Origin of the sequence: Streptomyces cyaneochromogenes (assembly GCF_003963535.1) — a bacterium.
GTDB classification, from domain to species: domain Bacteria; phylum Actinomycetota; class Actinomycetes; order Streptomycetales; family Streptomycetaceae; genus Streptomyces; species Streptomyces shaanxiensis.
Genome location: NZ_CP034539.1, coordinates 4,920,944 through 4,945,578, shown reverse-complemented (window position 1 = coordinate 4,945,578; position 24,635 = coordinate 4,920,944). Strand labels below are relative to the sequence as shown.

At 70.8% G+C, this 24,635-nt stretch carries 30 protein-coding genes, 1 tRNA gene and 1 pseudogene; 11 read left to right on the top strand and 21 right to left on the bottom strand.

What is annotated here, in order from left to right:
* Positions 1 to 11: 11 nt before the first annotated feature.
* On the bottom strand, positions 12 to 461 hold the full coding sequence (locus tag EJ357_RS22395; RefSeq protein ID WP_126393359.1) for a MarR family winged helix-turn-helix transcriptional regulator: 450 nt from the start codon (positions 459 to 461) through the stop codon (positions 12 to 14).
* A 205-nt stretch (positions 462 to 666) separates the two neighbouring features.
* Between EJ357_RS22395 and EJ357_RS22390 the strand changes: the two genes are divergently transcribed.
* On the top strand, positions 667 to 867 hold the full coding sequence (locus EJ357_RS22390; RefSeq protein ID WP_126393358.1) for a hypothetical protein: 201 nt from the start codon (positions 667 to 669) through the stop codon (positions 865 to 867).
* Between the two features lie 46 nt (positions 868 to 913).
* Here the strand turns inward: EJ357_RS22390 and EJ357_RS22385 are convergent, their stop codons facing one another.
* The 9 genes from EJ357_RS22385 to EJ357_RS22345 all read right to left on the bottom strand — a co-directional run bounded on the left by EJ357_RS22385 (position 914) and on the right by EJ357_RS22345 (position 6,288).
* The gene (locus EJ357_RS22385) at positions 914 to 1,654 is read right to left on the bottom strand and encodes a hypothetical protein (RefSeq protein ID WP_126393357.1); all 741 of its coding nucleotides are present in this window, start codon (positions 1,652 to 1,654) and stop codon (positions 914 to 916) included.
* Between the two features lie 49 nt (positions 1,655 to 1,703).
* Positions 1,704 to 2,624: an RNA polymerase sigma factor SigF gene (locus EJ357_RS22380; RefSeq protein WP_126393356.1), complete on the bottom strand. Its 921-nt coding sequence runs from the start codon at positions 2,622 to 2,624 to the stop codon at positions 1,704 to 1,706.
* 268 nt (positions 2,625 to 2,892) lie between these two features.
* On the bottom strand, positions 2,893 to 3,777 hold the full coding sequence (locus EJ357_RS22375; RefSeq protein WP_175647477.1) for an RNA polymerase sigma factor SigF: 885 nt from the start codon (positions 3,775 to 3,777) through the stop codon (positions 2,893 to 2,895).
* Positions 3,778 to 3,923: 146 nt separating this feature from the next.
* Positions 3,924 to 4,217 carry a Dabb family protein gene (locus EJ357_RS22370; RefSeq protein WP_126393354.1) on the bottom strand — a complete coding sequence of 98 codons (294 nt, stop codon included), beginning with the start codon at positions 4,215 to 4,217 and terminating at the stop codon, positions 3,924 to 3,926.
* Positions 4,218 to 4,249: 32 nt separating this feature from the next.
* Positions 4,250 to 4,429 carry a hypothetical protein gene (locus tag EJ357_RS22365; protein WP_126393353.1) on the bottom strand — a complete coding sequence of 60 codons (180 nt, stop codon included), beginning with the start codon at positions 4,427 to 4,429 and terminating at the stop codon, positions 4,250 to 4,252.
* Positions 4,430 to 4,581: 152 nt separating this feature from the next.
* Positions 4,582 to 4,666: transfer RNA gene (locus EJ357_RS22360), tRNA-Ser, on the bottom strand.
* Positions 4,667 to 4,721: 55 nt separating this feature from the next.
* Positions 4,722 to 5,153 carry a tRNA adenosine(34) deaminase TadA gene (tadA, locus tag EJ357_RS22355; protein ID WP_228473193.1) on the bottom strand — a complete coding sequence of 144 codons (432 nt, stop codon included), beginning with the start codon at positions 5,151 to 5,153 and terminating at the stop codon, positions 4,722 to 4,724.
* A 74-nt stretch (positions 5,154 to 5,227) separates the two neighbouring features.
* Positions 5,228 to 5,758 carry a tRNA adenosine deaminase-associated protein gene (locus tag EJ357_RS22350; RefSeq protein ID WP_126399822.1) on the bottom strand — a complete coding sequence of 177 codons (531 nt, stop codon included), beginning with the start codon at positions 5,756 to 5,758 and terminating at the stop codon, positions 5,228 to 5,230.
* Between the two features lie 317 nt (positions 5,759 to 6,075).
* Positions 6,076 to 6,288 carry a hypothetical protein gene (locus EJ357_RS22345; protein ID WP_126393351.1) on the bottom strand — a complete coding sequence of 71 codons (213 nt, stop codon included), beginning with the start codon at positions 6,286 to 6,288 and terminating at the stop codon, positions 6,076 to 6,078.
* 138 nt (positions 6,289 to 6,426) lie between these two features.
* On the opposite strand from EJ357_RS22345, the gene upp reads away from it, so the two are divergent.
* The gene (gene upp / locus EJ357_RS22340) at positions 6,427 to 7,062 is read left to right on the top strand and encodes a uracil phosphoribosyltransferase (protein ID WP_126393350.1); all 636 of its coding nucleotides are present in this window, start codon (positions 6,427 to 6,429) and stop codon (positions 7,060 to 7,062) included.
* 49 nt (positions 7,063 to 7,111) lie between these two features.
* Here the strand turns inward: upp and EJ357_RS22335 are convergent, their stop codons facing one another.
* Positions 7,112 to 7,726 (bottom strand): LytR C-terminal domain-containing protein, encoded by a 615-nt coding sequence (locus EJ357_RS22335; RefSeq protein ID WP_126399818.1) that lies wholly within the window; start codon positions 7,724 to 7,726, stop codon positions 7,112 to 7,114.
* Between the two features lie 166 nt (positions 7,727 to 7,892).
* The gene (locus tag EJ357_RS22330) at positions 7,893 to 8,189 is read right to left on the bottom strand and encodes a type II toxin-antitoxin system VapB family antitoxin (RefSeq protein ID WP_003999914.1); all 297 of its coding nucleotides are present in this window, start codon (positions 8,187 to 8,189) and stop codon (positions 7,893 to 7,895) included.
* Positions 8,190 to 8,568: 379 nt separating this feature from the next.
* On the opposite strand from EJ357_RS22330, the pseudogene EJ357_RS22325 reads away from it, so the two are divergent.
* Positions 8,569 to 9,172 (top strand): annotated as a pseudogene (locus EJ357_RS22325) (helicase HerA-like domain-containing protein); the annotation flags it as partial.
* 762 nt (positions 9,173 to 9,934) lie between these two features.
* Here EJ357_RS22325 and EJ357_RS50250 read toward each other — a convergent pair.
* The 6 genes from EJ357_RS50250 to EJ357_RS22300 all read right to left on the bottom strand — a co-directional run bounded on the left by EJ357_RS50250 (position 9,935) and on the right by EJ357_RS22300 (position 14,260).
* Complete coding sequence (locus EJ357_RS50250; protein WP_267132853.1) at positions 9,935 to 10,060, bottom strand: hypothetical protein; 126 nt, start codon at positions 10,058 to 10,060, stop codon at positions 9,935 to 9,937.
* A 47-nt stretch (positions 10,061 to 10,107) separates the two neighbouring features.
* Positions 10,108 to 10,437: a hypothetical protein gene (locus EJ357_RS48385; RefSeq protein WP_175647476.1), complete on the bottom strand. Its 330-nt coding sequence runs from the start codon at positions 10,435 to 10,437 to the stop codon at positions 10,108 to 10,110.
* An 86-nt stretch (positions 10,438 to 10,523) separates the two neighbouring features.
* Complete coding sequence (locus EJ357_RS22315; RefSeq protein WP_126393349.1) at positions 10,524 to 11,213, bottom strand: HdeD family acid-resistance protein; 690 nt, start codon at positions 11,211 to 11,213, stop codon at positions 10,524 to 10,526.
* Between the two features lie 88 nt (positions 11,214 to 11,301).
* The gene (locus tag EJ357_RS22310) at positions 11,302 to 11,895 is read right to left on the bottom strand and encodes an HhH-GPD-type base excision DNA repair protein (protein ID WP_126393348.1); all 594 of its coding nucleotides are present in this window, start codon (positions 11,893 to 11,895) and stop codon (positions 11,302 to 11,304) included.
* Between the two features lie 25 nt (positions 11,896 to 11,920).
* Positions 11,921 to 13,408 carry an FG-GAP-like repeat-containing protein gene (locus EJ357_RS22305; protein WP_228473132.1) on the bottom strand — a complete coding sequence of 496 codons (1,488 nt, stop codon included), beginning with the start codon at positions 13,406 to 13,408 and terminating at the stop codon, positions 11,921 to 11,923.
* A 132-nt stretch (positions 13,409 to 13,540) separates the two neighbouring features.
* A complete protein-coding gene (locus tag EJ357_RS22300) occupies positions 13,541 to 14,260 on the bottom strand; it encodes a siderophore-interacting protein (RefSeq protein ID WP_126399815.1) in 720 nt (239 codons plus the stop codon).
* Positions 14,261 to 14,338: 78 nt separating this feature from the next.
* Between EJ357_RS22300 and EJ357_RS22295 the strand changes: the two genes are divergently transcribed.
* From EJ357_RS22295 to EJ357_RS22280, 4 genes are read left to right on the top strand one after another with little or no spacing between them, the layout of a single operon-like run.
* The gene (locus EJ357_RS22295) at positions 14,339 to 16,459 is read left to right on the top strand and encodes a penicillin acylase family protein (RefSeq protein ID WP_126393346.1); all 2,121 of its coding nucleotides are present in this window, start codon (positions 14,339 to 14,341) and stop codon (positions 16,457 to 16,459) included.
* Positions 16,452 to 17,063, top strand: a complete 612-nt coding sequence (locus EJ357_RS22290; protein WP_126393345.1) for a GNAT family N-acetyltransferase — start codon at positions 16,452 to 16,454, stop codon at positions 17,061 to 17,063. Before EJ357_RS22295 ends, EJ357_RS22290 begins: the two co-directional genes overlap by 8 nt.
* Complete coding sequence (locus EJ357_RS22285) at positions 17,060 to 17,533, top strand: cupin domain-containing protein (protein ID WP_126393344.1); 474 nt, start codon at positions 17,060 to 17,062, stop codon at positions 17,531 to 17,533. The genes EJ357_RS22290 and EJ357_RS22285 overlap by 4 nt, the downstream gene beginning before the upstream one ends.
* Positions 17,530 to 18,303 carry an SDR family NAD(P)-dependent oxidoreductase gene (locus EJ357_RS22280; RefSeq protein WP_126393343.1) on the top strand — a complete coding sequence of 258 codons (774 nt, stop codon included), beginning with the start codon at positions 17,530 to 17,532 and terminating at the stop codon, positions 18,301 to 18,303. The genes EJ357_RS22285 and EJ357_RS22280 overlap by 4 nt, the downstream gene beginning before the upstream one ends.
* A gap of 131 nt (positions 18,304 to 18,434) precedes the next feature.
* Here EJ357_RS22280 and EJ357_RS49455 read toward each other — a convergent pair whose 3' ends face one another.
* Positions 18,435 to 19,088, bottom strand: a complete 654-nt coding sequence (locus EJ357_RS49455) for a LuxR C-terminal-related transcriptional regulator (protein ID WP_228473131.1) — start codon at positions 19,086 to 19,088, stop codon at positions 18,435 to 18,437.
* A 231-nt stretch (positions 19,089 to 19,319) separates the two neighbouring features.
* On the opposite strand from EJ357_RS49455, the gene EJ357_RS22270 reads away from it, so the two are divergent.
* The 4 genes from EJ357_RS22270 (at position 19,320) to EJ357_RS22255 (ending at position 23,403) form a co-directional block, all read left to right on the top strand.
* Entirely contained in the window at positions 19,320 to 19,784 is a 465-nt protein-coding gene (locus tag EJ357_RS22270) for a hypothetical protein (protein WP_126393342.1), read from the top strand.
* Positions 19,785 to 19,853: 69 nt separating this feature from the next.
* On the top strand, positions 19,854 to 21,470 hold the full coding sequence (locus tag EJ357_RS22265; protein WP_126393341.1) for a hypothetical protein: 1,617 nt from the start codon (positions 19,854 to 19,856) through the stop codon (positions 21,468 to 21,470).
* A 41-nt stretch (positions 21,471 to 21,511) separates the two neighbouring features.
* Positions 21,512 to 22,210 (top strand): ABC transporter ATP-binding protein, encoded by a 699-nt coding sequence (locus tag EJ357_RS22260; protein WP_126393340.1) that lies wholly within the window; start codon positions 21,512 to 21,514, stop codon positions 22,208 to 22,210.
* Entirely contained in the window at positions 22,207 to 23,403 is a 1,197-nt protein-coding gene (locus EJ357_RS22255) for an FtsX-like permease family protein (protein ID WP_126393339.1), read from the top strand. Before EJ357_RS22260 ends, EJ357_RS22255 begins: the two co-directional genes overlap by 4 nt.
* Before the next feature lie 134 nt (positions 23,404 to 23,537).
* Here EJ357_RS22255 and EJ357_RS22250 read toward each other — a convergent pair whose 3' ends face one another.
* Positions 23,538 to 24,020 carry a hypothetical protein gene (locus EJ357_RS22250; protein WP_126393338.1) on the bottom strand — a complete coding sequence of 161 codons (483 nt, stop codon included), beginning with the start codon at positions 24,018 to 24,020 and terminating at the stop codon, positions 23,538 to 23,540.
* An 82-nt stretch (positions 24,021 to 24,102) separates the two neighbouring features.
* Positions 24,103 to 24,327 carry a DUF397 domain-containing protein gene (locus tag EJ357_RS22245; RefSeq protein ID WP_126393337.1) on the bottom strand — a complete coding sequence of 75 codons (225 nt, stop codon included), beginning with the start codon at positions 24,325 to 24,327 and terminating at the stop codon, positions 24,103 to 24,105.
* Positions 24,328 to 24,635: the final 308 nt, after the last annotated feature.

Here is a 24,635-nt window from a genome sequence, read left to right as displayed (position 1 = left end):
CTCGGAGGCTGTTACTGGGTGATCGCGGGGGTACGGCAGTCGTCGAAGCTGGCTCTCAGCCGGGCCATGAGCCGGGTGAGCTGGGCGACCTCGTCGTCGGTCCAGTCGCTCAGCCGCTCGGCGAGCAGTTGCGTCGTCCGCCGGGACATCTCCCGGACGCGCTCCTCACCGGCCGGGGTGAGGCGCAGGATGCGGCTGCGCTTGTCCGCCGGGTCGGGGGAGCGCCTGATCCAGCCGCGCTCGGCGACGTGGGCGACATGGCGACTGGTGACCGACATGTCCACGGCGAGCAGCTCGGCGAGCTTGCTCATGCGCATCTCTCCGTGGCGGGCCAGCAACGTCAGTACGGCGGCGGAAGCCGCGGGGCAGTCGGACGGCAGCGTCCGTCCCATCTCCCGCTTCACGGCGCCGAAGGCGCTGAACTGGCGCACCAGCTCCTCGTACTGCGCCTGCTCGGCCATCACACCTCCCGTGTTTGTTGCTTTGGGCAACCATAGAAGCGATTGGTTGCTACAGGCAAACAAATGGAGGGTGAGAGCCGCAAAAACTTGGCAAAGGCAAGTATTGCGACCGTAAATGTGCAGGTGGGGTGGGTCCTGTGACCCCCTGTGCAGGGGCGGGGTCCGCACTTGGGCCGAACGGGCGGATTCGCTAGGGTCTCAGGTCATGGCTAACACCCAGGGCCCCCAGGGCAACCACGACCCCGCAGGCAGCACCCAGATGTTCCGCGCGTTCGTCGACGAGGGCCCGCAGGCCGGTCGGCAGCAGGCCGCGTCCTCCGGCGGCCCCCGCATCGGCCTGATCCTCGGCATCGTCGCCGCGGTGGCGGTCCTGGCGGCGGTGGCCTATCTGGCGTTCGGCAAGTAGGGCTTACGGCTCCTGCTCCCATCGGGCGTAGCGGCCGTACGGGCCCCTACTCCCACTGGACGGTGACGTCCCGCGTCTCGACGTGCATGCCCAGCGGCACGCGCCAGGCGTCGACGCACACCGTCCAGGTCTTCTCCTTGCGCGCGCCGGCCTCGATCGGCGCCGGGAGCTCATGCGTCGACTCCACCGTCGCCCAGTCGATGCCGAGGGCGCCGATGATGTGGGTGCCGAAGGCGACGGTGCCCGCGCGCACGGCGGTGCCGCCGGAGTTGTGGAAGTCGAGGGTCACCTTCTCGCACCAGCGCTTGTCCGTGGGCTCCCGTACGGGGTCGCTCACGGTCAGCCTCGCGGGCGTCGGCGGCGTCGCGGCCGCCGGAGGTGCGGGTGAACTGCTGGGCGGGGCGGCGGAATCGGCCGCCTTGCCCGCGGGTTCGGGGGTGCCGCTCGGGAGTTGTGCCGGGCTCTCCGCCACGTCGGAGGCGGGCGGCGCCTGACTCCCGTCCCGCTCGGCGGAGTTGCCCGAAGCGGCCGCGGTTCCACCGGCGTCGCCGTCATCACTGCCCGCCGGCCCGTCGAGCGGCACCAGCGTCACCTCGCCCGTCGGCCGGGCCGCCGGACCGGACACCCTCGGCGGGCCGCCTGCCGCACCCGTCGCGACGTACCCCTCGCCGCCCCCACCGCCCCCGCACGCGGCCAGTACCCCGCCCAGACAGACGACGGCCGCCGACGCGCCGATCAGGGCGCACCGACGGCCATGTGTCCATGTCGTCCATGGTGAGCGAAGCATCGGGCCATGGTGGCTGACACTCCGTCAAATATGAAGGGGGCGGAAGGGGTCAGTCGGAGATGAGGCCCTCGCGCAGCTGCGCCAGCGTCCGGGTCAGCAGCCGGGAGACGTGCATCTGGGAGATGCCGACCTCCTCGCCGATCTGCGACTGGGTCATGTTGGCGAAGAAGCGCAGCATGATGATCCGCCGCTCGCGGGGCGGGAGTTTGGCCAGCAGCGGCTTGAGGGACTCGCGGTACTCGACGCCCTCAAGGGCGGTGTCCTCGTAGCCGAGGCGGTCGGCCAGGGAGCCCTCGCCGCCGTCGTCCTCCGGGGCCGGGGAGTCCAGCGAGGAGGCCGTGTAGGCGTTGCCGACCGCGAGGCCGTCGACGACGTCCTCCTCGGACACGCCCAGCACGGCGGCGAGTTCGGTCACCGTCGGGGAGCGGTCCAGCTTCTGCGAGAGCTCGTCGCTGGCCTTGGTGAGGGCCAGGCGCAGCTCCTGCAGACGGCGCGGGACGCGCACCGACCAGGACGTGTCGCGGAAGAACCGCTTGATCTCGCCGACCACCGTCGGCATCGCGAACGTCGGGAACTCCACGCCCCGTTCGCAGTCGAAGCGGTCGATCGCCTTGATCAGGCCGATGGTGCCGACCTGGACGATGTCCTCCATCGGCTCGTTGCGCGAGCGGAAGCGGGCCGCCGCGTAGCGCACGAGGGGGAGGTTGAGCTCGATCAGGGTGTCCCGGACGTATGCACGCTCGGGGCTGTTCTCGTCCAGGGCGGCGAGCCGCAGGAACAGGGAGCGGGACAGGGTGCGGGTGTCGATGTCCCCCGAGGCCGGCACGGCCGGGACATCAGTTGCCGGGAGGGCCGGGGCCTCGGCGGCCGCCAGGGCCGTCACATCATCGATGGGGCCGAGCGCGGCGTCGGGCGCGGACTCGCTCTTCGTGAGCGTGAGCACCTTCGAGCTGCCCTGGTCTGCGGACATGCCACCCCCTTTGGGTCGCGGGACGGTCGAGGCGAACGCTCCGATCGAGGAACGCCAACCTTCACCTGAATACCGGAGCCGAGGCCACGGCAAACGCGCTTCCCGAAGAATGTCACATGTCGGCAACACGCTGTAGTGACATGTCGACATGTGAGACTTGAATCCGCCCTGGATAAACGGGGTCTGACGGTTTTTCATCGCAGAACTGTCGGGATCCGCCCTGGTGAGCGATTCGCTCGCACCGGTTACCCGTCGATCCTGTTTGCGGTTACGCGTCGATCCGGTTCGCCGAACGCAGCCGCTGGAAGCTACGCGCGAGTAGCCTCGAAACGTGCATCTGGGAGACCCCGAGTTCCGCACTGATTTGCGACTGGGTGAGGTTGCTGTAGTAGCGCAGCAGAAGGATTCTCTGCTCGCGTTCGGGGAGTTGCACCAGCAGGTGCCGGACCAGGTCCCGGTGCTCCACGCCGTCCAGGGCCGGGTCCTCGTAGCCCAGCCGGTCCAGCAGCCCGGGCAGCCCGTCGCCCTCCTGCGCGGCCTCCAGCGAGGTGGCGTGGTACGACCGCCCGGCCTCGATGCAGGACAGCACCTCGTCCTCGGTGATGCGCAGCCGCTCGGCGATCTCGGCGGTGGTGGGGGTGCGCCCGAAGGTGGTCGTCAGGTCCTCGGTCGCGCTGTTGACCTGGACCCACAGCTCGTGCAGCCGGCGCGGTACGTGGACCGTGCGGACGTTGTCGCGGAAGTACCGCTTGATCTCGCCGACGACGGTCGGCATCGCGAACGTCGGGAACTGCACGCCCCGGTCGGGGTCGAAGCGGTCGATGGCGTTGATGAGCCCGATGGTGCCGACCTGGATCACGTCCTCCATGGGCTCGTTGCGGGAGCGAAAGCGGGCGGCCGCATAGCGCACGAGCGGGAGGTTCGCCTCGATGAGCGCCCCGCGCACGCGGTTGTGCTCCGGCGTGCCCGGCTGCAACTCCTTGAGCTCGCCGAAGAGCACCTGGGTGAGCGCCCGGGTGTCGGCTCCGCGACTCCGGGGCGGCGCGGCCGTGGGGGTGTCCTCCTGGCTGGGTGCTTGGGGGCCGGGAGCCTGGGGGCTCGGGGCTTGAGGCGCAGTACTGGCCGGCACGGTCAACTCCACCTCGTGATCCATCAACTCATCGGTCAAAAGCGGTCATAGCATCACAAGACAGTTCATTGTGTTCAAGTACCGCATAATCCCGTGTTGGGGATGGATCGGTGCGTAAGACACGCGAAAGCCCCCCGCCGTTCCGGCGGAGGGCTCTGGCGGGCAGCGGCTCAGTATTCGTAGTCCGCGATCACCCAGGTGGCGAACTCCCGCCACAGGGTGACGCCCGCCTGGTGCTCGGGGTGCTCCGCGTACGTCCGCAGGGCGGCCGGGTCCTCGAAGGCGGAGTTGATGGCGAAGTCGTAGGCGATGGGGCGGTCGCTGATGTTCCAGCCGAGTTCCCAGTGCCGGATCTCGGCGATCTTTCCCTCGAGCGAACGGAAGGCCTCGACACCCTCCACGACCCGCGGGTCGTCGCGCTCGACGCCCTCGTTGAGCTTGAAGAGGACCAGGTGGCGGATCATGGGTACTCCCTGGGTCAGGCCTATGGCAGGCCCTAGCTGTCGCCCCCGTTGGCGATCCACGTCATGAAGTCGCCGATGGCCTTGGCGGCGTCCGATATGCCCTCGAACCCTACCTGCACGTAGTCGGCGGCCTTGGCCGGGTCCGTGATGATCACGTAGAGCAAGAAGACCACGAGCACATAGACGGCGACCTTCTTCGAATTCACCGCCATCGCGGCCTCCCCTGTGCCTGCTGTGTCTGGTGTGCCGAATGAGTCGAAAGAGCCGAAAGGGCCCGCAGTTACCGGCGGTGAGTGTAACCTCCGCACCTCTCCGGAGATCAACAGCACGAAGGGCCCCGTCTGTCGACGGGGCCCTTCTTCAGCGGTAGCGGAGGGATTTGAACCCTCGGTGACTTGCGCCACACTCGCTTTCGAGGCGAGCTCCTTCGGCCGCTCGGACACGCTACCGAGGGAGACCTTACAGCACGGTGGGCCCTGCTCCGAAATCGGTATTCGGGGCCGGTCACCTGTCCCGGAAGAAGTCCGTGAGGAGGCGGGCGCACTCCTCGGCCAGGACGCCCTCGACGACCTCGGGGCGATGGTTGAGCCGCCGGTCCCGTACGACGTCCCAGAGGGAGCCCGCGGCGCCGGCCTTCTCGTCCCGGGCGCCGTAGACGACCCGGTCCACCCGGGACTGCACGATCGCGCCGGCGCACATCGTGCAGGGCTCCAGCGTGACGACGAGCGTGCAGCCGGACAGCCGCCACTCGCCGACCTCGGCCGCCGCCCGCCGGATCGCGAGGACCTCGGCGTGAGCGGTCGGATCGCCGTTCGCCTCGCGCTCGTTGTGGCCGACGCCGAGCACGGTCGTCCCGTCGGCGGCCAGCACGACGGCGCCGACGGGGACGTCCCCGCCCCGGACGGCCAGTCCGGCCTCGTCCAGGGCGAGCCGCATCGCGGCCCGCCAGCGGTCGCGTACGGGGTCGGGCACCGAGGGCACCCCGGGCACCGGCCCCTGGTCGAACGAGGTCAGCGGACGGTCTCCAGCACCTCCGAGGCGCCCAGCGCCTCGGCGATCGACCCGAGCGCGTCCTCTGCGTCCAGAGCCTTCAGCTCCTTCTCGCTGACGCCGAGGTCGTCGAGGATCTCGCTGTCGCCGACGGGGCTGTGCGGGACCGCCTCGGCCCCGCCGCCGTCCTCGTCGTCGTCCGAGTCGCCGTCGGGCTCCTCGGTGCCGTCGAGGTCCAGGGAGTCCAGGTCGGCGCTGTCGTCGCCGGGCTCCCTGCCGAGCAGTTCGTCGGTGAGCAGGATCTCGCCGTAACTGCTGCGGGCAGCGGCGGCGGCGTCCGAGACGTAGATACGAGGGTCGTCCTCGCCGTCGATCCGGACGACGCCGAACCAGGCGTCCTCCTGCTCGATGAGCACCAGCACCGTGTCGTCCTCGGGAGAGGCTTCACGGGCCAGTTCGGCCAGATCCGACAGGGTCTCCACATCGTCGAGCTCTGTGTCGCTCGCTTCCCACCCGTCTTCGGTGCGCGCGAGCAGTGCGGCGAAGTACACCGTGACTCTCCCACTGGTCATAGGCGTGCCGGTTGGGCTTCCCCCCGGCGGAGGTTGCGGGCGGGGAGGCTCGGGGTCCGAGCCCCACCCACTCGGAATCGTGGCAGAAACAAGGCGTTCAGGGGACGTCTTCGGCACCCTGTGTCCGGCAGTTTTGATCGCGTTGGCCCGAGGGGGTCCGCAAGCACGTCCGTAAAGGACTCACCAGCGCACTCGTTGCCGCCACCTGCGGATCGTACGCGGCTTTTCCGGGTGTCCACGCACGACCGCCGCTGCGACGCCCCCGAGAGCCGCGGATCTTCCCCCGGCGGCTCGCCCTACCAGCGGAACGTTCGCATGCGCATCGCGTGCCGCAGGCGGGCCGCCTTGGCGCGGCGCGGCTGCACGCGGTCCCGCAGTTCGCGGGCCTCGGCGAGCTCCCGCAGGAACTGGGCGCGGCGCCTGCGGCGCGCGGCGTCGGTCTCGGACTGCGTGTCCCGCGTGTCCCGCGTGTCCTGTGCGGGATCCGCTGGGGACTCAGGATCGGGCATAGGGTCACCACCCCCGGTACGTCCCTCCCACTTTCCCTCCGATGGGCCGTTTGATGCCAGGGCAAGGGTCAATTGATGGCCTACGGCTTGCTGCGTGTGAGGGCGCTGGGCCCATCCGGCCCGGTTAATGTTGTGGACATGCGTCTCCACGTCGTCGACCACCCCCTGGTCGCTCACAAGCTCACCACGCTGCGCGACCAGCGCACCGACTCCCCGACCTTCCGTCGGCTCGCCGACGAACTGGTCACCCTGCTCGCCTACGAGGCCACGCGGGACGTGCGCACCGAAGCGGTCGACATCACGACCCCGGTCACCGACACCACCGGCGTCAGGCTCTCCCACCCGCGCCCGCTGGTGGTGCCGATCCTGCGGGCCGGCCTCGGCATGCTGGACGGCATGGTCCGGCTGCTGCCGACCGCCGAGGTGGGCTTCCTGGGCATGATCCGCAACGAGGAGACGCTCGAGGCGTCCACGTACGCCACGCGCATGCCGGAGGACCTCTCCGGGCGTCAGGTGTACGTCCTGGACCCGATGCTCGCGACGGGCGGCACGCTGGTCGCGGCGATCCGTGAGCTGATCAAGCGCGGGGCGGACGATGTGACGGCCGTGGTGCTGCTGGCCGCGCCCGAGGGCGTCGAGCTGATGGAGCGGGAGCTGGCGGGGACGCCGGTGACGGTGGTGACGGCGGCGGTCGACGACCACCTCAACGAGCACGGGTACATCGTGCCGGGGCTGGGGGACGCGGGGGACCGGCTTTACGGCGCGGCCGAGTAGCCGAGTAAGGCGGCCTCGCGCCCCTTGTTCAACGTTTGTTCGGCGTTGCTCAGCAGGTCTGCTTGTCGGTGGACGTCGGCTCGGGCTTGGCCAGCGCGGCCAGTGCCTTGTCGGCGTCCGCCTTCTTCGTCAGGCCCTTGAAGGCCGTGCCGATGATCAGGTCGACGTCCTTGCCCTTGCGGGCGGCGTCGGTGCGGCGCTCGGCCGCGGTGAGCTGGGTGGCGAGGACGGGCAGCGAGGTGGTCTCCGACGCGCCCGGGCCGAGCAGTATGCCGGTGCCCTTGACCTTCTTGTCGAACTCCTTGGCCGCGTTGCCCACGTCGCCGATCTTGAAGCCGCGCTTCTTCAGCTCGTCCGCCGTCTGCTTGGCGAGCCCGCTACGGGTGGTGGCGTTGAAGACGTTGACGGTGATCCCGCCCGGCTCGGGCAGCGGTGCCGTGGCGGGGGCCGAGGGGGTCACCTTGCTCTCGCAGTCGGCCTTCGCGCCGACTGCCGAAGCCTTTCTGCCGTTGCCGGTGAAGACGTCGATGAGCTGCAGGGTTCCCCAGCCGAGCATGCCGAGCACGGCGACGGAGGCGACGGCCAGGACCACGAGCCTGCCGCGCCGCCGGGGACGGCGCATCCGCGGGTACTTGTTCCCCCTGATCCGGTACCGGCCGCCCATGCCCGGGGGAGTCAGCATGCTCATGGGCGCAGCGTAGTGCGCCGGAGCGGCCCTGCCTACCAGATGATCATTCGATACCGCTCAGTCCAACCCGAAAGGGCCAAGGGTTGACGCACCGAAGCGCCGGCCGGGCTCGTGCGGGCTCGGCCGGGACGGGGGCGGTTCGTCAGTCCAGTTCCAGGACTCTCGCATGCAGCACCTGACGCTGCTGCAGCGCCGCGCGCACGGCGCGGTGGAGGCCGTCCTCCAGATACAGGTCGCCCTGCCACTTCACGACATGCGCGAAGAGGTCGCCGTAGAACGTCGAGTCCTCGGCGAGCAGCGTTTCCAGATCGAGCTGACCCTTGGTCGTCACGAGCTGATCGAGGCGGACCGGGCGCGGCGCGACGTCCGCCCACTGCCGGGTGCTTTCCCGGCCGTGGTCGGGGTACGGCCGGCCGTTTCCGATGCGCTTGAAGATCACACGGAAAGCCTACCGGTCAAGACGTTCCGGGCGCAGCCATGGCGACGGAGTGCGACGCTGGAAAAGCTCGGGCAAACCGGGGCGAAGCGGCGAGGTGTGAGGGAACCGTGGCCGGATCGGAAGCCGGAACGGACCTGAACGGAACCGGGCGTGGCGGCCGGAGCCGAACCGAACGTACGTCGGAACGGGTGATGGATCGGCGGTCCGTCGGCAGGCAGAGCGGGGTCGCTCGGACGGCGGAGTGGGGCGGTGCGGTGATTCGGGTGGCTGTCCGTCGGGCGGTCGGTGTCGGGCGCTCGGGCGGCGGTCCGGATGGCGGTCGGTCGGTGGTCGAAGAGGTTGTCGGTGGGTGGTCGGCTTGGTGCGCGCGTGTGGGAGCGACGACGCGTCCGAGGCGTTCCTGGACTCGATCACCCAGACCGTGCGTCTCATTCGCTCGAAAGGGGTCGGCGTCTTCTTCGTGACGCAGACTCCGACGGGCGTACCCGCCGAGGTGCTGGGCCCGCTCGGCAACCGTGTCCAGCACGCGCGATCAGAAGGCACTCGGGGCGACGGTGAGGACCTTCCGCAACTCGGTGTACGACCTGGAGGAACTCCGCACCGGCCTCGGCACCGGCGAGGCAGTGGTGACCGTGCCGAGCGAGAAGGGCGCGCTGGAGCAGGCGGTGACGGCGTCCGGGCTGTACGGGCGATATGCACAGGCTGTGGACAGGGAGTCGGCGTACGAGAGGCTGCGGGCGTCCCGAGGGGCGCAGGAGCCGGACGAGATGCGCGAGGCGGTGGCCGCCGGGGAGCGCGGGGCAGGGGAGAGGGAGCCCGGCGCGCGCAGGGCCGGGCAGAAGGCCGAACAGAAGGAGCAGACCTCGGTCGTCGAGCAGGTCGTCGGGAGCGGCATGTTCAAGTCCCTGGCTCGGTCGATCGGTACGCAGATCGGGCGCGAGATCACCCGGTCGATCTTCGGGGCGGCGCGGCGGAGGCGGTAGCCCGTCGGGGGGGCGCGGGCTGAGGGGGCGGCTCTCTGGCCGGCATCGGCTGAGGTGGCCGGTCGTCGGGGCGGTACGGGCTGACGTGGCAGGTCGTCTGGGTCCGTCGGCTGGAGGGATAGGTCGTCGGGGTGGCTCGGGATGAAGTGGCAGGTCGTCTGGGTCCGTCGGCTGAAGGGACAGGTCGTCCGGGCGGCACGGGCTGGGGTAGCAGGTCGTACGGAGGGCACCGGCCGAGGTGGCAGGTCTTCGGGGCGGCGCGGCGGAGGCCGTAAGCCCGTCGGGTCGTCTATTGACGGAGGTGACGGATTGTCGGGGTGGTGTCGGGAGAGGTGGCGGTTCTCGGGGCGGCATCGGCGCAAAGGGCCAGGTCTTCGGGGCGGTTCCGGCTGAGGTGGCAGGTCGTTGGGGCGACGGCGGGGCGGAGGCGGAGCCTGTCGGGTGGGGCGGTGGCCCGTCGGGGTGGTGTCGGCGGAAGTGGCGGGTTGCCGGGGTGGTGTCGGCGGAGGGGACAGGTCTTCGAGGTGGCACCGGCTGGGGTGGCCGGTCGTCGGGGTGGTACGGGCGGACGGGGCGGGTCGTAGGGATGGAACGGCTGGGGTGGCCGGTCGTCGGGGTGGTACGGGCGGACGGGGCGGGTCGTAGGGACGGAACGGCCGAGGTGGCAGCGCTTCGAGGCGGTGTGGGCGGACCGGGCGGGTCGGTTGCGGTGCGGCGGAGGGGGCGGGTTCGGGGGAACGCGGCTCCTCCGCCGCGCCCGCGTCAGCCGCGCTGCCGTTTCTGCGGGGGCTGCTGCGGCTTCTCCTGCTTCACCTGTGGTTTCGGGGCGTTGCGTACGGCCTCGGCGCGCAGTAGGGCGCGCAGGACCGCGTAGTGGTCGGTGGGCATGACTGTGCTCCTTGTGTCGTACTGACTGGCCTCGTCGCGGGGGTCTGTCAGCAGCGCAGGACCACGGTGCGCAGGATGTGCGGGACGTACGGCGGCTGGGGTGGCCGGGGGATAGAGAGGGAGAGGCGGGCCGGGACGCGCGGTGTCGGTTGCGGCAGGGGCGCGGGGCACCGTCGTACGGTGCTGCGCCGGTCGGCGCGGGCCGGTGGCCGCAGGACCGTGTCGAGGGCGTCGTGTTCGGTGGCCTCGCCCGAGATCCCGGCCACGGCGGGCACGGCGTGCGCCTGGGTGTGCGCGCCCGGCACCAGCAGGGCGAGCAGCAGCACGAGGACCCGCAGCCAGGTGCGGCTGCGCGGGAGGATGCGCGCGGTGCTCACGGGAGGTCATCTCCCCGGTGGCCGTACGGCGTTCATCGCCTCGGGCGTGAGATCCGCCCGCTCGGCGTACCGGTGCGCCGAGCCCGTCACAGTTCGTGCGGGACCTGGCGGGCCCGTCCCCGCATCCGGACCCCGGTGACGATCTCGACGACGCCGACCGCCACCAGCCACCATCCGGCGAGCAGCGTGAGCACGGTGACCGACTCGATGGGGGAGTCGATCAGCACGATGCCGCCGATGACGGTGACGACGCCGAGGAGGATCTGCCAGCCGCGGGCCGGCATGGACCGGTCGGAGGCGGCGGCCAGGGTCTGGGTGATGCCGCGGAAGAGCCAGCCGATGCCGATCCACAGCCCGAGCAGCAGGATCGACTGCATCGGGCGGCGGAAGCAGAACAGGCCGAGCAGGACCGACAGGGCGCCGCTGATGAACGCCAGCACCCGCAGCGAGGTCGTCTTGTGCGTGCCGAAGGCGGCGATCAGCTGGAACACGCCGCTGATCAGGAGGTAGAGGCCGAAGAGGACGCCGGAGACGAAGAGCGAGGCGTCCGGCCAGGCCAGGATCAGGATGCCCAGGATCAGGGAGGCGACGCCGGTGAGCAGGACGACCTGCCAGGCGGCGCGGGAGAGGGCGTGCAGGGGGCCCTCGAAGGGCGGCTCGGGCTCGTGGGGCGTCCCCGGCTCGCGGGATATGCCCGGTCCGGGCGGACGGCCGGCATGGACCCGGCGGTCGTCGTAGTCGCGGCCCCCCGGGGAGCCGGTCGGTGCCTCGCTCATGCTCCATGCTGGGAACGAGGCCGCCCGCCCCGCCATCCGGGACGGGCCACTCGACTGACGCCGGACGCGGCCGCGTCCGGGGGAAGCGCTACTTGCGGGCCGCCTTCGCGGCCTTCGCCGCCGCCTTCATCTCCTGCTTGTGCGCCCGCACCTTGGCCAGCGACTCCGGCCCGGTGATGTCGGCGACGGACCGGAAGGACTCCGCCTCGCCGTAGGCACCGGCCGCCTCCTGCCACCCCGTCGGCCGCACGCCCAGCTGCTTGCCCAGCAGCGCGAGGAAGATCTGGGCCTTCTGCTTGCCGAAGCCGGGCAGTTCCTCCAGGCGGCGCAGCAGCTCCCGGCCGTCGTCGACGCCCTTCCAGACGAGCTCGGCGTCACCGTCGTAGTGCTCGACGAGGTACTGGCACAGCTGCTGGATCCGCTTGGCCATGGACCCCGGGTAGCGGTGCACGGCCGGCTTCTCCGACAGCAGGGCCGAGAACGCCTCGGGGTCCTGGGCAGCGATGTCGTGCGCGTCCAGGTCGTCCGCGCCGACCCGGTCCGCGATCGTACGGGGCCCCTTGAACGCCCACTCCATCGGAACCTGCTGGTCCAGCAGCATGCCGACCAGCGCGGCGAGCGGGCTGCGGCCGAGGAGCTCGTCGGCCTCGGGGTCCTGGGCGAGGTGAAGGGTGACGTCCATGACCCCGATCATGCCCCTGCCCGGATCAGTTCTCCACGTGAGGGCTGGTGAGGGCGGCGCCGAAGTAACCCTTGATCCCGCGTACGGTGATGCCGGCGCTCTTGCCGCACAGGTTGACCGAGCCGTTCAGGACAGGGCCGGATGCCGAGCCGCGGGCGACCCAGACGCAGCCGTCGGAGTTCTCGGTGGGGGCGCCCACGACCGCCTCGGCCTTGCCGTCCTTGTTGAGGTCGGCGAGGTGGACGGCCGCGCCGAACCCGTCGCCGGTCTCCGCCGTGCCGGGGACGCCCGCGGTGTCCTGGGTGTATCCGGCCGCCTTGGCCGTGGTCAGGCCGGAGGCGGAGCCGCGCAGAAGGACGGCGGCGCCCGCTGAGGCGCGCGACCCGATGGCCTCCTCGGGGGAGCCGACGAGGACGTCGGCGTACCCGTCGGCGTTGACGTCACCGACGCTCAGGGACTGGCCGAACCAGTCGCCCCACTCCGCGCTGCCGGGAACGCCGGCCGTGTCCTGGTGGAAGACCTTCGGCTGCTGCTCGGCGGTGATGCCCTGGGCACTGCCGTAGAGGACCTGGATCTCGCCGCCGCGGCGGGCCGCGGGTGTGGGTGCGTTGAAGTGGGAGTCGTCGCCCGCGATGCCGGTGACCAGGTCGCCGTAGCCGTCGCCGTTGAGGTCGCCGATCTGTCCGGCGTGGCCGTCGGCGTACGGAAGTTCGACGCCCTGGTTGACGAAGGGGTCGTCGGCGCCGGGGGCGCCCGCGTCGAGGGTCACCGGACCGCGGATGTCGCCGTCGGTGGGGCCGGCCAGATAGAAGCGCTCCGCCCTGCCGTCGCCGTTCACGTCGCCCATCACCACGCCCCGGGCGTTCTCCCGCCACTCGAGGTAGCGGGAGGCGGCCTGGCCGGTGCGGGTGAAGGGACCGCTGTAGGACACGACGGCGCAGCCCGAGCCGACGCCGACCTCCGGGGCGCCGTCGCCGTTCATGTCGCCGGTGGCGATGGACATGCCGAAACGGCAGTAGGTCCTGTCCTCGCCGTACCCGGCCGGAGGCGTGAGGTTGGCGCCGCCTTGCAGCCCGTTCGGCCCGCCCCACACCACGGTCACGGAGCCCCGCGACGCGGCGTCGCCGACATCCTCGCCGGGGGCCCCGACGAGCAGGTCGGCGTAGCCGTCGCGGTCCAGATCGGCGCTGGTCACGGTCCTGCCGAAGCGGTCGGACTCCTCGGCGGTACCGGGGATCCCCGTGGTCGCCTGGGTGATGACCGTGCGTCGGGTGGTGCTCACCGAGGACGCCGAGCCGTAGAGCACGACGACGGAACCGGCCTCCTCCACCGTGCCGTTGGCGGCGCCCGGCGCTCCGACGGCCAGGTCGCGATAGCCGTCCCCGTTGAAGTCGTCCTGTACGGCGGCCGTGTTGGCGCCCTTGTACGGCGCCGCGGCGGAGGACGTCACCGGGGTGAGCGTGACGGCGACGGAGGCGGTGAGCACGGCGGCCGCCGTGACTGCTCTGCGCAACGGGACTCCCAGTCTTGAGCGATGGACGTCCCACTGGACACACCAGCCACACGAAAGGTTGTACGGCCGGCCCCGCCGATTGCTGTGGTCTGGCCCGCCGGCAACCGTGGCCGGGCCCGCCATGAGCCGCGGTCAGGGCCGCCAGTAACCCAGCGCGTTCACCCGCTGCTTCGGCACGCCCAGCTCCCTGCGGACGTACGCCGTGAGCGCCCGGGTCGTCGCCGTGTCGCAGGCGATCCAGACGTACGGGTCGGGGGTGCCCTTGAGGAGGTCGGGGAGGGCCTCCTTCACCTGGGCGACCAGGTGGGCGCCGGCGTCACGCCTCGGCAGGGTCCGTATGTCGTGGCGGGCGGGCTCGGTACGGAAGGGGAGGTCGCCCTGCTCGCCCTCGAACCACACCGTCGCCGGGGCCGAGTCCAGGGTGGTGAGCAGGGAGTTGAGGGCGGGCAGCGAGGCGGGGTCGGCGACGGCGAAGACGTGGGAGGGCGCGGGGTCGGGGTCGGTGAAGCCCGTGCCGTGGACGGTCGCCTCGATCGTGTCGCCGGGCTTCGCTTCCCGCGCCCAGTCGCTGGCGCGGCCCTCGTGCAGGGCGAACTCCAGGCTGAAGGTGCCGGCCGCCGGGTCCGGGTCGACCAGGGTGTACGCCCGCTGGTGGGGCTTGCCCGCGTTGTCGAACCACAGGCGGACCCACATGGTCGGGTGGACGCCGGTCGCCGCCAGCATCCCGCCGTCCGTGAGGTGGACGCGGCGGTAGTGCTCGGTGACGTCCTCGGCGCCCGTCACCGTGAACACGAAGTCCTTCGCGCGCAGCAGCTTCAGGACCGCGCCCTCCCAGCCGTGCCCCTGCGCCATGGTTTCTTCACCCTTCAAGTACGATTCCTGCCCGGATTACTTAGGGAAGGCTAACCTAAAGCATTGGAGGGGCACAGGGTGACGGGTGAGATCTACCGCGACGCCTGGGGCATTCCGCATCTCCGCGCGGACGACGTGACCGAACTCGCCCGCGCCCAGGGCCGGGTGACCGCCCTCGACCGGGCCTGGCAGCTGGAGGTCGAGCGGCACCGCGCCCAGGGGACCTCCGCGTCCTTCCTCGGCGCCGAGGCGCTGCCCTGGGACCGGTTCGTCAGACGGGTCCGCCTCGACGACACCGCGAGACGGTGTTTCGCCGAGCTGGAGAGACGGGACCCGTCGACGGCCGGGTGGGTGCGGGCGTACGTCGACGGGGTCAACGAGGGGCTGGCCGAGGGCGCCCGCCGCAGCCCGGAGTTCGCGAGGGCCGGGCTCGCTCCCGGCCGCTGGGAGCCCTGGACCCCGCTCGGCGTCTGGCTCGGCATCCACATCCTGTTCGCCGGCTTCCCGGCCAAGCTCTGGCGCGAGCAGGTCGTCCGGCATCTCGGCGCGGACGCGGTCGGGCTGTTCGCCACCGACGGACCCGGCACCTCCGGCAGCAACGGCTGGCTGGTGAGCGGCGAGCGGACCGTCACCGGGCACGCGATCATCGCCGGCGACCCGCACCGCTTCATCGAGGAACCCGGCGTCTACCAGCAGATCCACCTCTCCTGCCCCGAGTTCGACGTCGTCGGCCTCGCCGTCCCGGGCGTCCCGGGCATCGCCCACTTCGGCCACACCGGCACGGTCGCCTGGGCCATCACCAACGCGATGGCCGACTACCAGGACCTGTACCGGGAGCGGCTGCGGCGCACCGGGGCGGGTGTGGAGGCCCTGGGGCCGGACGGGGTGTGGCGGCGCGCCACGCGGCACACCGAGGTCGTGGAGGTGGCGGGGGAGGAGCCGGTCGAGGTCGAGGTGATCGAGACGGAGCGGGGGCCGGTGATCATCGGAGGGCCCGAGGGGTTGCCCGAGGGGCACGAAGGGCCGGCGGATGGATTGCAGGAAGGTTTCCCCATACCCCTCGCCGTAGCCCTCCGCTACCCGCCCCGCGTCACCGCCGACCTCGGCTTCAGCGCTCTCCTGCCCCTCCTGCGCGCCCGCCGGGTCGCCGACGTCGACCGTGCCGTCGACCTGTGGGCGGAGCCCGTCAACGTCGTCCAGGCCGCCGACACCGAGGGCGGCCTGCTGCACCGGGTCGCCGGAAGGGTGCCGGTGCGCTCCGCGGCCAACCGCACCCGGCTGGTGCCCGCCTGGGAGCCCGGCCACGACTGGCAGGGCTGGCACGAGACGCCCCGCGGCGGCCTCGCCGACGGCATCGCCGCCATGGCCAACCAGCGAGGCCTCGCCACTCCCCTGGGCGTCGAGTTCGCCCCGCCCCATCGCGCCGACCGCATCACGGAGCTGCTGGGGGAGCGGGCCCGCTGGTCCGCCGCCGACATGCCGGCGATCCACATGGACACCCGGCTGGCGTCCGCGGAACCCCTGCTGGACCTCCTGAGCTCCCTCGACACCCTCACCCCCGAGGCCGCCCGCATCCGCCGGACCCTCCTGGCCTGGGACCGCCGCATGGACGCGAGCAGCGAGGCCGCGGCCCTGTACGCGAAGGTGCGCGGGGCGGTCGTACGACGACTCGCCGCGCACCCGGCCTTCGCCGCACTCTCCTCCCCGCCCGCCTACCCGGAGGTCCTCCTCCCCTGGCTGGCCCTGCTTCCGAGGGTCGGTTTCGCCCTCGAACACCTGCTGCGCGCCGAGGACTTGTACGGCATCGACCGCGCCGAGGCGGTCCGCGCGGCGGTGGAGGAGGTGGCCGCGGAGCAGCCCACCGCAACCGGGCGGACCTGGGGCGACACCCACCGCCTCGCCCCCTGGCGGGCCCTGCCCGACCCGTCGTACGACGCGCCCGGCCTCTCCGGCGACCACGACTGCGTCCTGTGCACCTCGGCCGTCCCCGGCCTGACCGACCTGAGCGTGCGCGGCCCGGCCGCCCGCTACGTCTGGGACCTGGCCGACCGCGAGGCCAGCCGCTGGGTGGTCCCGCTCGGCGCCTGCGGAGTTCCGGGTTCGCCCCATCACCGCGACCAACTCCCCCTGTGGCTTGGGGGAGAACTGGTTCCGGTCCTCACCGATTTCACCGACCTCGAGAAGGAGTCCGATGTCTGAGCGGTCCGCGACAGTCCCCGAAGCCGTCCACGAACAGGCCGTCGACGGCTTCGGCACGGTCAGCATCCGGCCTCTCGCTCCGCACGCCGACGCCGACGTCGTCCACGGCTGGGTCAGCGAGGAGCGGGCCGCCTTCTGGGGCATGAACGGCCTGACCAGGGACCAGGTGGCCGAGATCTACGCCCACATGGACACCCTGGACACCCACCATGCCTTCCTGGTCCTGCGGGACTCCGACCCGGTCGCGCTCCTCCAGACCTACGAGCCGGAGGCCGACCGCGTCAGCGAGTGCTACGACGTCCGACCCGGCGACATCGGCGTCCACCTGCTGCTGGCGCCCGCCGGTGCCGGGGGCGGGCGGTCCGGTTGGACCTCGGCGCTGCTGACGGTCATGACGTCGTACGTCTTCCTCACCCTGGGCCGGCAGCGGGTCGTGGTGGACCCCGATGTGCGCAACGAGAAGGCCGTCGCCCGATTCCTCAAGCAGGGCTTCACTGCGGGCCCGGCGGTCGTGCTGCCGGAGATCGACCTTCCGGAGGTGCACATCCCACGGAAGGACGCCCAACTGGCCTTTCTCACCCGGGAGGTAGCCTTCCCGGCGTGACCCCTGAAGACCTCGTCGCGCACTACTCACTGGAGCCGATCCCGCGGGAGGGCGGCCTGTTCCGGCGCACTTGGGCGGGACCTGAGCTGGCCGACGGGCGCCCGCAGGGCTCGGCGATAGTGGTGCTGCTCACCGCGGACGACTTCTCGGCCCTGCACCGCCTGCCGTCCGACGAGATCTGGCACTTCTATCTGGGCGACCCGCTGGAACTCCTGCTCCTCGCGCCCGACGGCACGTCCCGCACCGCCGTGCTCGGCCCCGACCTGCTGCACGGCCAGCACATCCAGCTCACCGTGCCCGCCGGTACCTGGATGGGCGCGCGGGTGGTGACCGGCGGGTCCTGGGCGTTCTTCGGCTGCACGATGGCACCGGGCTTCACCTACGAGAGCTACGAGCACGGCGAGTCGGCGGAGCTGACGGCGCGGTATCCCGCCGAGGCCGCGCGGATCGCGGCACTGTGCCGCCCATGAGCGGACGCGGGCTTCTCGAAGGACAGGTCGCCCTGGTCACGGGTGCGGGCGGGGGCATCGGGCGCGGGATCGCGGTGCGGTTCGCGCAGGAGGGGGCGGCGGTCGCGCTGCACTGCCGTACGGCGGTTCAGGCGGCGGGAGAAGTGGCGTCCCGTATCCGGGAGTCGGGTGGACGGGCGGTCGTGCTGCGAGCCGACCTGACGGACGAGGAGGCGTGCCGGCGGCTGGTGCGGGAAGCCGCGGACTGGGGTGACGGGCGACTGACCGCGCTGGTCAACAACGCGGGCGTGCAACCGACGCAGGAGCTGGCGGGCATGACGCTGGCGCAGTGGCGGGCGGTCGTGGACACCAACCTGTCGAGTGTCTTCGCGTGCACGCAGGCCGCGGCGGAGGTCATGCGGGGGCAGGACGGGGGTGGTTCGGTGACCCACATCGCGTCCATCGAGGCCAGTGGTCCGGCACCCCTGCACGCCCACTACTCCGCCTCCAAGGCGGCGGTGGTGATGCACGCCCGCTCGGCCGCCCTGGAGTACGGCCCCTTCGACATCCGCGTCAACACGGTCTCGCCCGGGCTGATCGAGCGGGAGGGGCTGGAGGGGGCGTGGCCGGACGGGGTGCGCAGGTGGCGGGAGGCGGCGCCCGTGGGGAGGCTCGGGCGGCCGCAGGACGTGGGGGACGCGTGTGTGTTCCTGGCGTCGGGGCTGGCGTCCTGGATCACGGGGCACGATCTGGTGGTGGATGGCGGGGTGTCGGCGCGGCCGACGTGGTGAGGGGTTCTCGCTCCCCGGCCGCCCCTACCCGTCCGATTCGGTCCTGGGCTGTTCGCACGCGGGGATGCGGCTGGTGATTCGGAAGCCGTACGGGATCCTGTGGTCGTGGCGACCTGCCAAGCACGGGACTGTCACGGCTCGGCCGAACTCTCCAGGATCCCCGCCTGCACCGCTCGTACCGCTGCGCTGACGCGGTTGTTCACGCCAAGCTTCTCGCAGACGATGCTGACGTGCTCCTTCACCGTGTGAGGGCTGAGGAGCAGCCGGGAAGCGATATCACGGTTGCTCAACCCCCGCGCCAAGAGCTGCAGCACCTCCCGTTCCCGAGTGGATAGAGCGGGATTCTCGGCAGGTGGGACGTTCCTTCGTGCCTCGTGCGCACAGTTGTCCGTGCCGAGGATGTGTGCCACTTGGCGGCTGAGTACCACACAGCCTGCCGCGACAGCCCGGATGACCTGGGCCAACTGCCCCGATCGCATCGGCTCCTGGATGAATCCGTAGACCCCTGCGCGCAGTGCCGTCCGGACCTCCTCCGGCGAGCCGATTTCGCCGACCACGACCCAGGGGGCGGCAGGGCGGATTCTGCGTGCGTAGTCCAGGAAGGCCGTCGCTTCAGGCGCTCGCAGGTCTCCCACGAGCAGCAGCACATGCGCGTTCTCCGCCTGTTCGACGAGGGTGCGTACGTGGCTGATGGTGCCCTCGATCACCACATGGATCCCGTCCTCCGCGTCCAAGGACTTCTGCGCCTGAGCGCGGCGGAGCGCGGAGTCACCACAGATGGTCACACCTATCACGCTCGTCCCCGTCTCTCTCAACTTCAGCCATATTTGCACGTCACTTTTCAGTCATTTAACCCCTGGATAGTCGTAACGGCAGCAAATCGACGACCGATCGGGGGGTGACATGGCCATCGCGTCGTGATCAGGTAATGCCCGACCACCTGCGGTTTCACCAACCGCGGGAACACGGGGATGCGCGAATCGAAGCATTCGCGTCATGAATTCGGGGAGCAACAAGTGAAGAAGACACTGCTGACCACAGGTCTCGTCGGGATCCTGATGGTGGGTGCGGCCGCACCTGCCATCGCCTTCGAGGACACGGCGTCGACGCCGTTGCCCGGCACGGGCGCGAAGGTCGAGGCGAACGCGTGGCAGTGCAGCACATACTTTGACAAGTGCTCCTTCAAGACCTCGACCAAGGCTTTGAAGGGCAGCGCGAAGTACAAGGTCAGCAAGATCACCAACACCGCGACCGTGAAGGCCAACGGCTGGCAGGCGACGCTGTCCCTGAGCCCGAGCGGCACGCAGGTGAGTGAGAACACCCGCCAGGTCAGCTGGACCAACAAGAACACCTGGATCTCCGACATCAGCGGTATCGCAGATCCGGGTGGCTCTCTCAACACGAGCGTCACCACCTGCTCCGACGGCGGTGCCTTCACGGCCGGTGTCAAGGCGTTCGCCTCGGCCTGCGCCAACGACTGACCAACGATCCGATCCACCCGGCTGCGGGGTCACGCGTGCGCGTGGCCCCGCTCAGCCATGAGGAACCGCATGAAGAACAGCCTCCTCCAAGGCGGTACGGGGCGTCGCAACCGTGTGCTCGCGGCCGTGGCGGTGACCGCAGCCGCAGCGGCCCTGGGTGTCTCGATGTTCGGTGGCGGTACGGTGGACCGGCCCGACCGGCCCGGCGGCGACCTGGCCGAGCAACTCGACGCCCTGCGTGGTGCGAACGACTTGGTACGTGCCACCACTGAAGACGTCGGGCGTGACCCCGCGCTCTACCCGACCGCATACGGGCGTTTGGAGGCCGCGCTCCCCACGAGTAGTAGCCGATCCGCCGAACCGATACCCCAGATCCGCCCGCGCGCGCTGGCGGATCTCGCTCGCACCGAACTCCTGGACACCCCTGCCTGGCGGGCGCACTACGTGTGTCTGTCGCTGACCGGGGCCAGGAAAGCTGATGCGGCAACGGTTCTGCAACGGGCCGGTATCCGGGAGAAGGCCGAGAACGAGGCGCTTGCCTATCTGCGCGCGCCGGACAAAGAAGACGACGCGCTGACCTCACTCGCGACGCGGGCCGCCTTCCTGCAGACCCTTACCTGCCTGGGTCGCGACGACGAGGTGTCCCGCGCCGGCCTGGACCGTCTCGCAGCGGACACCGAGCGCGCCGCCGAACCCGTACCAGTGCTCTATGCCGTCGATGCGTTGCGGTCGGTCGGGGTGCGCGCCCATGCCGCGCGTGCTCTGAGGGACGCCGATGAGCTCCTGAAGACCGACTGTTCCCGGCTCGACCCCATGCAGCGAGGTGCCCTGGCTCTGCTGCGCGGCCGCGTGGCGGAGCACACGCGCTCTTGTCTGCTGCCTGCTCTCAAGGACTCCGACACCCAGACCCGCTGGGTTGCCCGGCGTGCTCTCACTCTCGGCGCCGCCAAGTCGTCCGGGCCGCTTCCAGCCCCGGTGGGCAGCATCCGGGCCGACGGCCTTGTCGCCAAGTCCCCAGCCCAGCTGGGCACACTCACCGCTACCTACAATGCCGCGCGGGCTCTGACCGCCAGTGCCCAGCAGGAGCAGGCGCCGGACTGGCTGACGAAGCGCCTGAAGCAGTTGGGGTCCGACCCCGAACTCGATCCGTCCGATCGGGTCCTGCTCGCCATGACGTGCCACCGGCTGACTCTGGCCTGTGGGCCCCAGGCCGACAAGGGCGTCAAGGAGGCTGCCGCGTTGACGCCACCGGCACGCCTCACCACGGAGAACCAGCGCAGCTGGTACGGCGCCATGGCAGCTCGTGCGGAGTTCCGTCTGGGCTGTCGGCGCACTTCCGTGGAGTTGCCCAAGGAGGAGGACAGCACGCTGTCCTCCCGCTCGCTCCACATCGTGGTGGTGCTCGCCGACGCGGGGTGTGCGGCCCAGGCGCAACGGCTCACCGAGGGAACCGATCTCGTCGCTCAGGCCCGCAAGGCTCTGCGGGAGGGGAATGTGCTGACCGCCTCCGACGCGGTTCAGGCCGCCCTCGCCTCCGACCAGAACATTCCGCAGTCGCTGTGGGACGAGATTCCCGGCCTGCTGGAGCGCTACCGCGACGCGAAGTACCCGGACCTGTACGCCGTCTCGCCGGGTGTTGCCGCATCCGCGGACGCCACCAGAGCCGCCTACTACCTCCTGGCCTGAGCCCCACCCCGTCCCCCCACTGCAAGAAGGAAACCCCTCACATGAACACCGCCTCTCCACCCGCCGTCGCGGCTGAAGGTCTGGCCTTCAGCTACGCGTCCGGCGGTGGTCTGACCCGCGCGGACCTCACCCTTGAGGCAGGAGCGATGGCTGCCGTCGAGGGCCCGTCGGGCTCGGGCAAGAGCACCCTGCTCGCCCTCCTCGGACTGATCCTCTCGCCGTCGGCCGGCTCCTTGCACATCACCGGCACGGACACCGGCGCCCTGGCCCCGGCCGAACGGGACCTTCTGCGTCAGCGCTCGATCGGCATTGTCCTGCAGGACCTGGGGCTCCTGCCGTTCCTCAGCGCCTGGGAAAACGTCGCCGCCGCGTTCGGTCCCCGTCTCGGTCGGCACCGCACGGCAGCCCGCGACCTGCTCGGCGACCTTGGCATGGCGCAACTGGCGGACTCCCGGGTCACCGAACTCTCCGGTGGCCAGCGGCAACGTATCGCCGTCGCCCGCGCGGCCGTGAAGCAGCCGGTGCTCATCCTGGCCGACGAGCCGACCTCGGGCCTCGACCCCAAGACCGCGAACTCCGTGATGAACTCCCTGCGTTCCTGCGCCGAACGGGGATCGGCCGTGCTGATCGTCACGCACGACTCCACGGTCGCCGGAGCATGCGACCAGCGCTACGTGCTCGACGAGGGCGTGCTGTCGACCGCCCATAAGGAGACCGCTCGCAAGGAGAACCTGGCATGAGCCGTTGGAGCCTCTACACCTGGAAGCGCGACGGGCGCTCCCTGCGCAGGGCACTGCCCACCCTCACCGTCCTGGCCGCACTGCTGACCACCTCCGCCGGCGTGGCGGCCGGAGCAGCCGAAGCCGTGGAACGTGACGTGCTGGGCTCAGGCGGGCTCACCCAGATCGAGCTCTCCTCGTTCGAGGGCGAAGAGTCGGTCCGCCCCCTGACCACCTCAGCACTGCAGGACGCGGAGAACGCACCGGGTGTCCGTCAGGTTGTTGCCGACTACTCCTCCGGGCTCTACGCCGAGGAAGACGGGACGTACGACCTCACCAGCCACACACTGACGCCGGGCGACGACCTCCCTGTCACCAAGGGCAAGGTGCCGGCGGAGCTCGGCCGCAGCGAGGTCGTTCTCCCTGCCGTCGCGCAGGGAACCGACTTCGCCCCGCTCCTCGGGCGGACCGTCGCTTTCGGCTACACCAAGGCGACCGGTGCCGCGTCCGGCACCACCGCGGTCATCAAACTGAAGATCGTTGCGCTGTACGACCCGACCTGGCAGGCAGACGGACCGGGCGTCGCGTATCTCTCGGAGGACACCGCCGCGCTCCTGGCTGCGGCACGTGCCGGCCAGGAACCCGAAGTCTTCCGGGACAAGGAGGGGGCACAGTCCGCCACCGTCGTGGTCGACCACCAGAAGCAGGTGGCGGCCGCCACCAAGACACTGCAGGACGACGGGTTCTCCGCGTCCCCGGTGTCCGACCGGGTGCGCAACCTGCCCGGTCTGTTCGGCGCGGCGGATCTCGCGATGCGTGTCGGCGTTCTGATCCTGGCCTTGGTCGCCATCGGACTCGGGGTTGTCCGGGCAGCGGACAGCACGCGGGCGCGGATCGGCCAGTTCGCCATTCTGCGGATCCTCGGCTCCGGCCGGCCCGAACTGCGCCGGATCCTGCTCGGCGAGGCGGTCCTCTCCGGTGGTGTGGCGGGTGTGGTCGGCGTAGCAGTCGGCACCGGTGTCTCCTTGGCTCTGGTCAGCCCGCTCAGCGACGTGCTCGGACTGCCGATCAAGCTCACGGACGCCCTGCCTGGACCGGGCTGGGTTGCCGCGGCACTGCTGTTGCCCGCCCTCGGCCTGGCCGTCGGCACCCTCCTCGGCAGCCGTGAGGTCCTGCGCCGGGACCCGTATCTCACGGCACGGGCGCACAGCTGATCGGGAGCGGCCATGTGAGGAAGGCGCCGCGCTGCTTCCGTACCGAATCGTCGTTACCGACAGGGGGAGGGCGAGCTGTTCCGGCAGACCTGGGCGGGGGCACGAGCAGGCAGACGGGCTGCCGCAGGGCTCGGTCAGCTGAGGGGGCAGGGCAGGCCGGGCATCGAGCGGTTCGGGGAGCATGTCACCAAGGCCATGGACACGTATGCGGGGCGTTCGAGGTAGAAGCCGTACGACACGTCCGCTCCCGTGGCGAGCCGTACAGCGGCGGAGTCGACCAGGCGGCATAGGTGACCGGTGTCCCGGTCATGCCCGTCCGCGAACCGATACGCGTGCTCGGCCAGCCGCTCCCCTAGCCAGGCTGCCGCTTCCTTCGCCTCGTCCCAGGTGCCTCGAACGAGCGAGCGCGGCTTGACGAGCCAGTTCGCCGTCTCCAGCGGCGGTAGATCGGAGGTCGGGAACTCTGCCGCCACTTCCCGGTAGCGCTGGAGCAGGCGTTCCCCTGTGGGGTCGTTGGGGGCCGGTGGGGGTGGGGGCTGAGGATGCGGGGGCCGCCGTAGGGCTTCGTTGTCGAAGCGGTCTTTGGGGCCGGTCCATAGGTAGGCGTGGTGGTGCACCTGTCGTTCCCGTTCGAACAGTGCCGGTCGGGCCGGAACCAGGGGCGGGGGTGGGTCCGGCCCGACCGGTGGGGGGAGTGGGTCAGAAGGTCAGGCCGAAGCGGGCCGGATCGATACCGGCCGCGTCCAGCTCCTCGGTGGTGAAGCGGAGCGGCTGCGCGTCCGGCCGCTTGCTGTCGCCGAGGGCCCAGGTGCCGTCGCCGATTCGGGCCAGGGTCACGCACCCTTCGGTGCAGGGGCCGCCGCATGCCTTCACGAAGGAGGCCCCGGTGATGTCGAGTGTGTACAGGTCGGTTCCGTTCTGCATCGTTGTGCCTTCCTGCTCACTGATCTGGTCGCGGCCATGGCTGACCGCCGCCGCCCAGGGCGGGCGGGAGTTCAAGGGAATGGGCCACGCTTCAGCCGCTGGAGTGCCTGCCGGGCCCGGTACAGCGCCAGCACTGACATGGAGGCCATGCGGTCGTGGTCAGAGGCGGGAGATCAGCCGTGGCGAACACGGCTCGCTCGGACTGCCAGGTCTGCCCGGAGTCACGCGAAACCCGGAGCGTCATCAAAGGCCGTTCGACGAAGAGTTGCGCGTAAGCTTTGCCACTCACGATTCGTGCGCCTCTGACT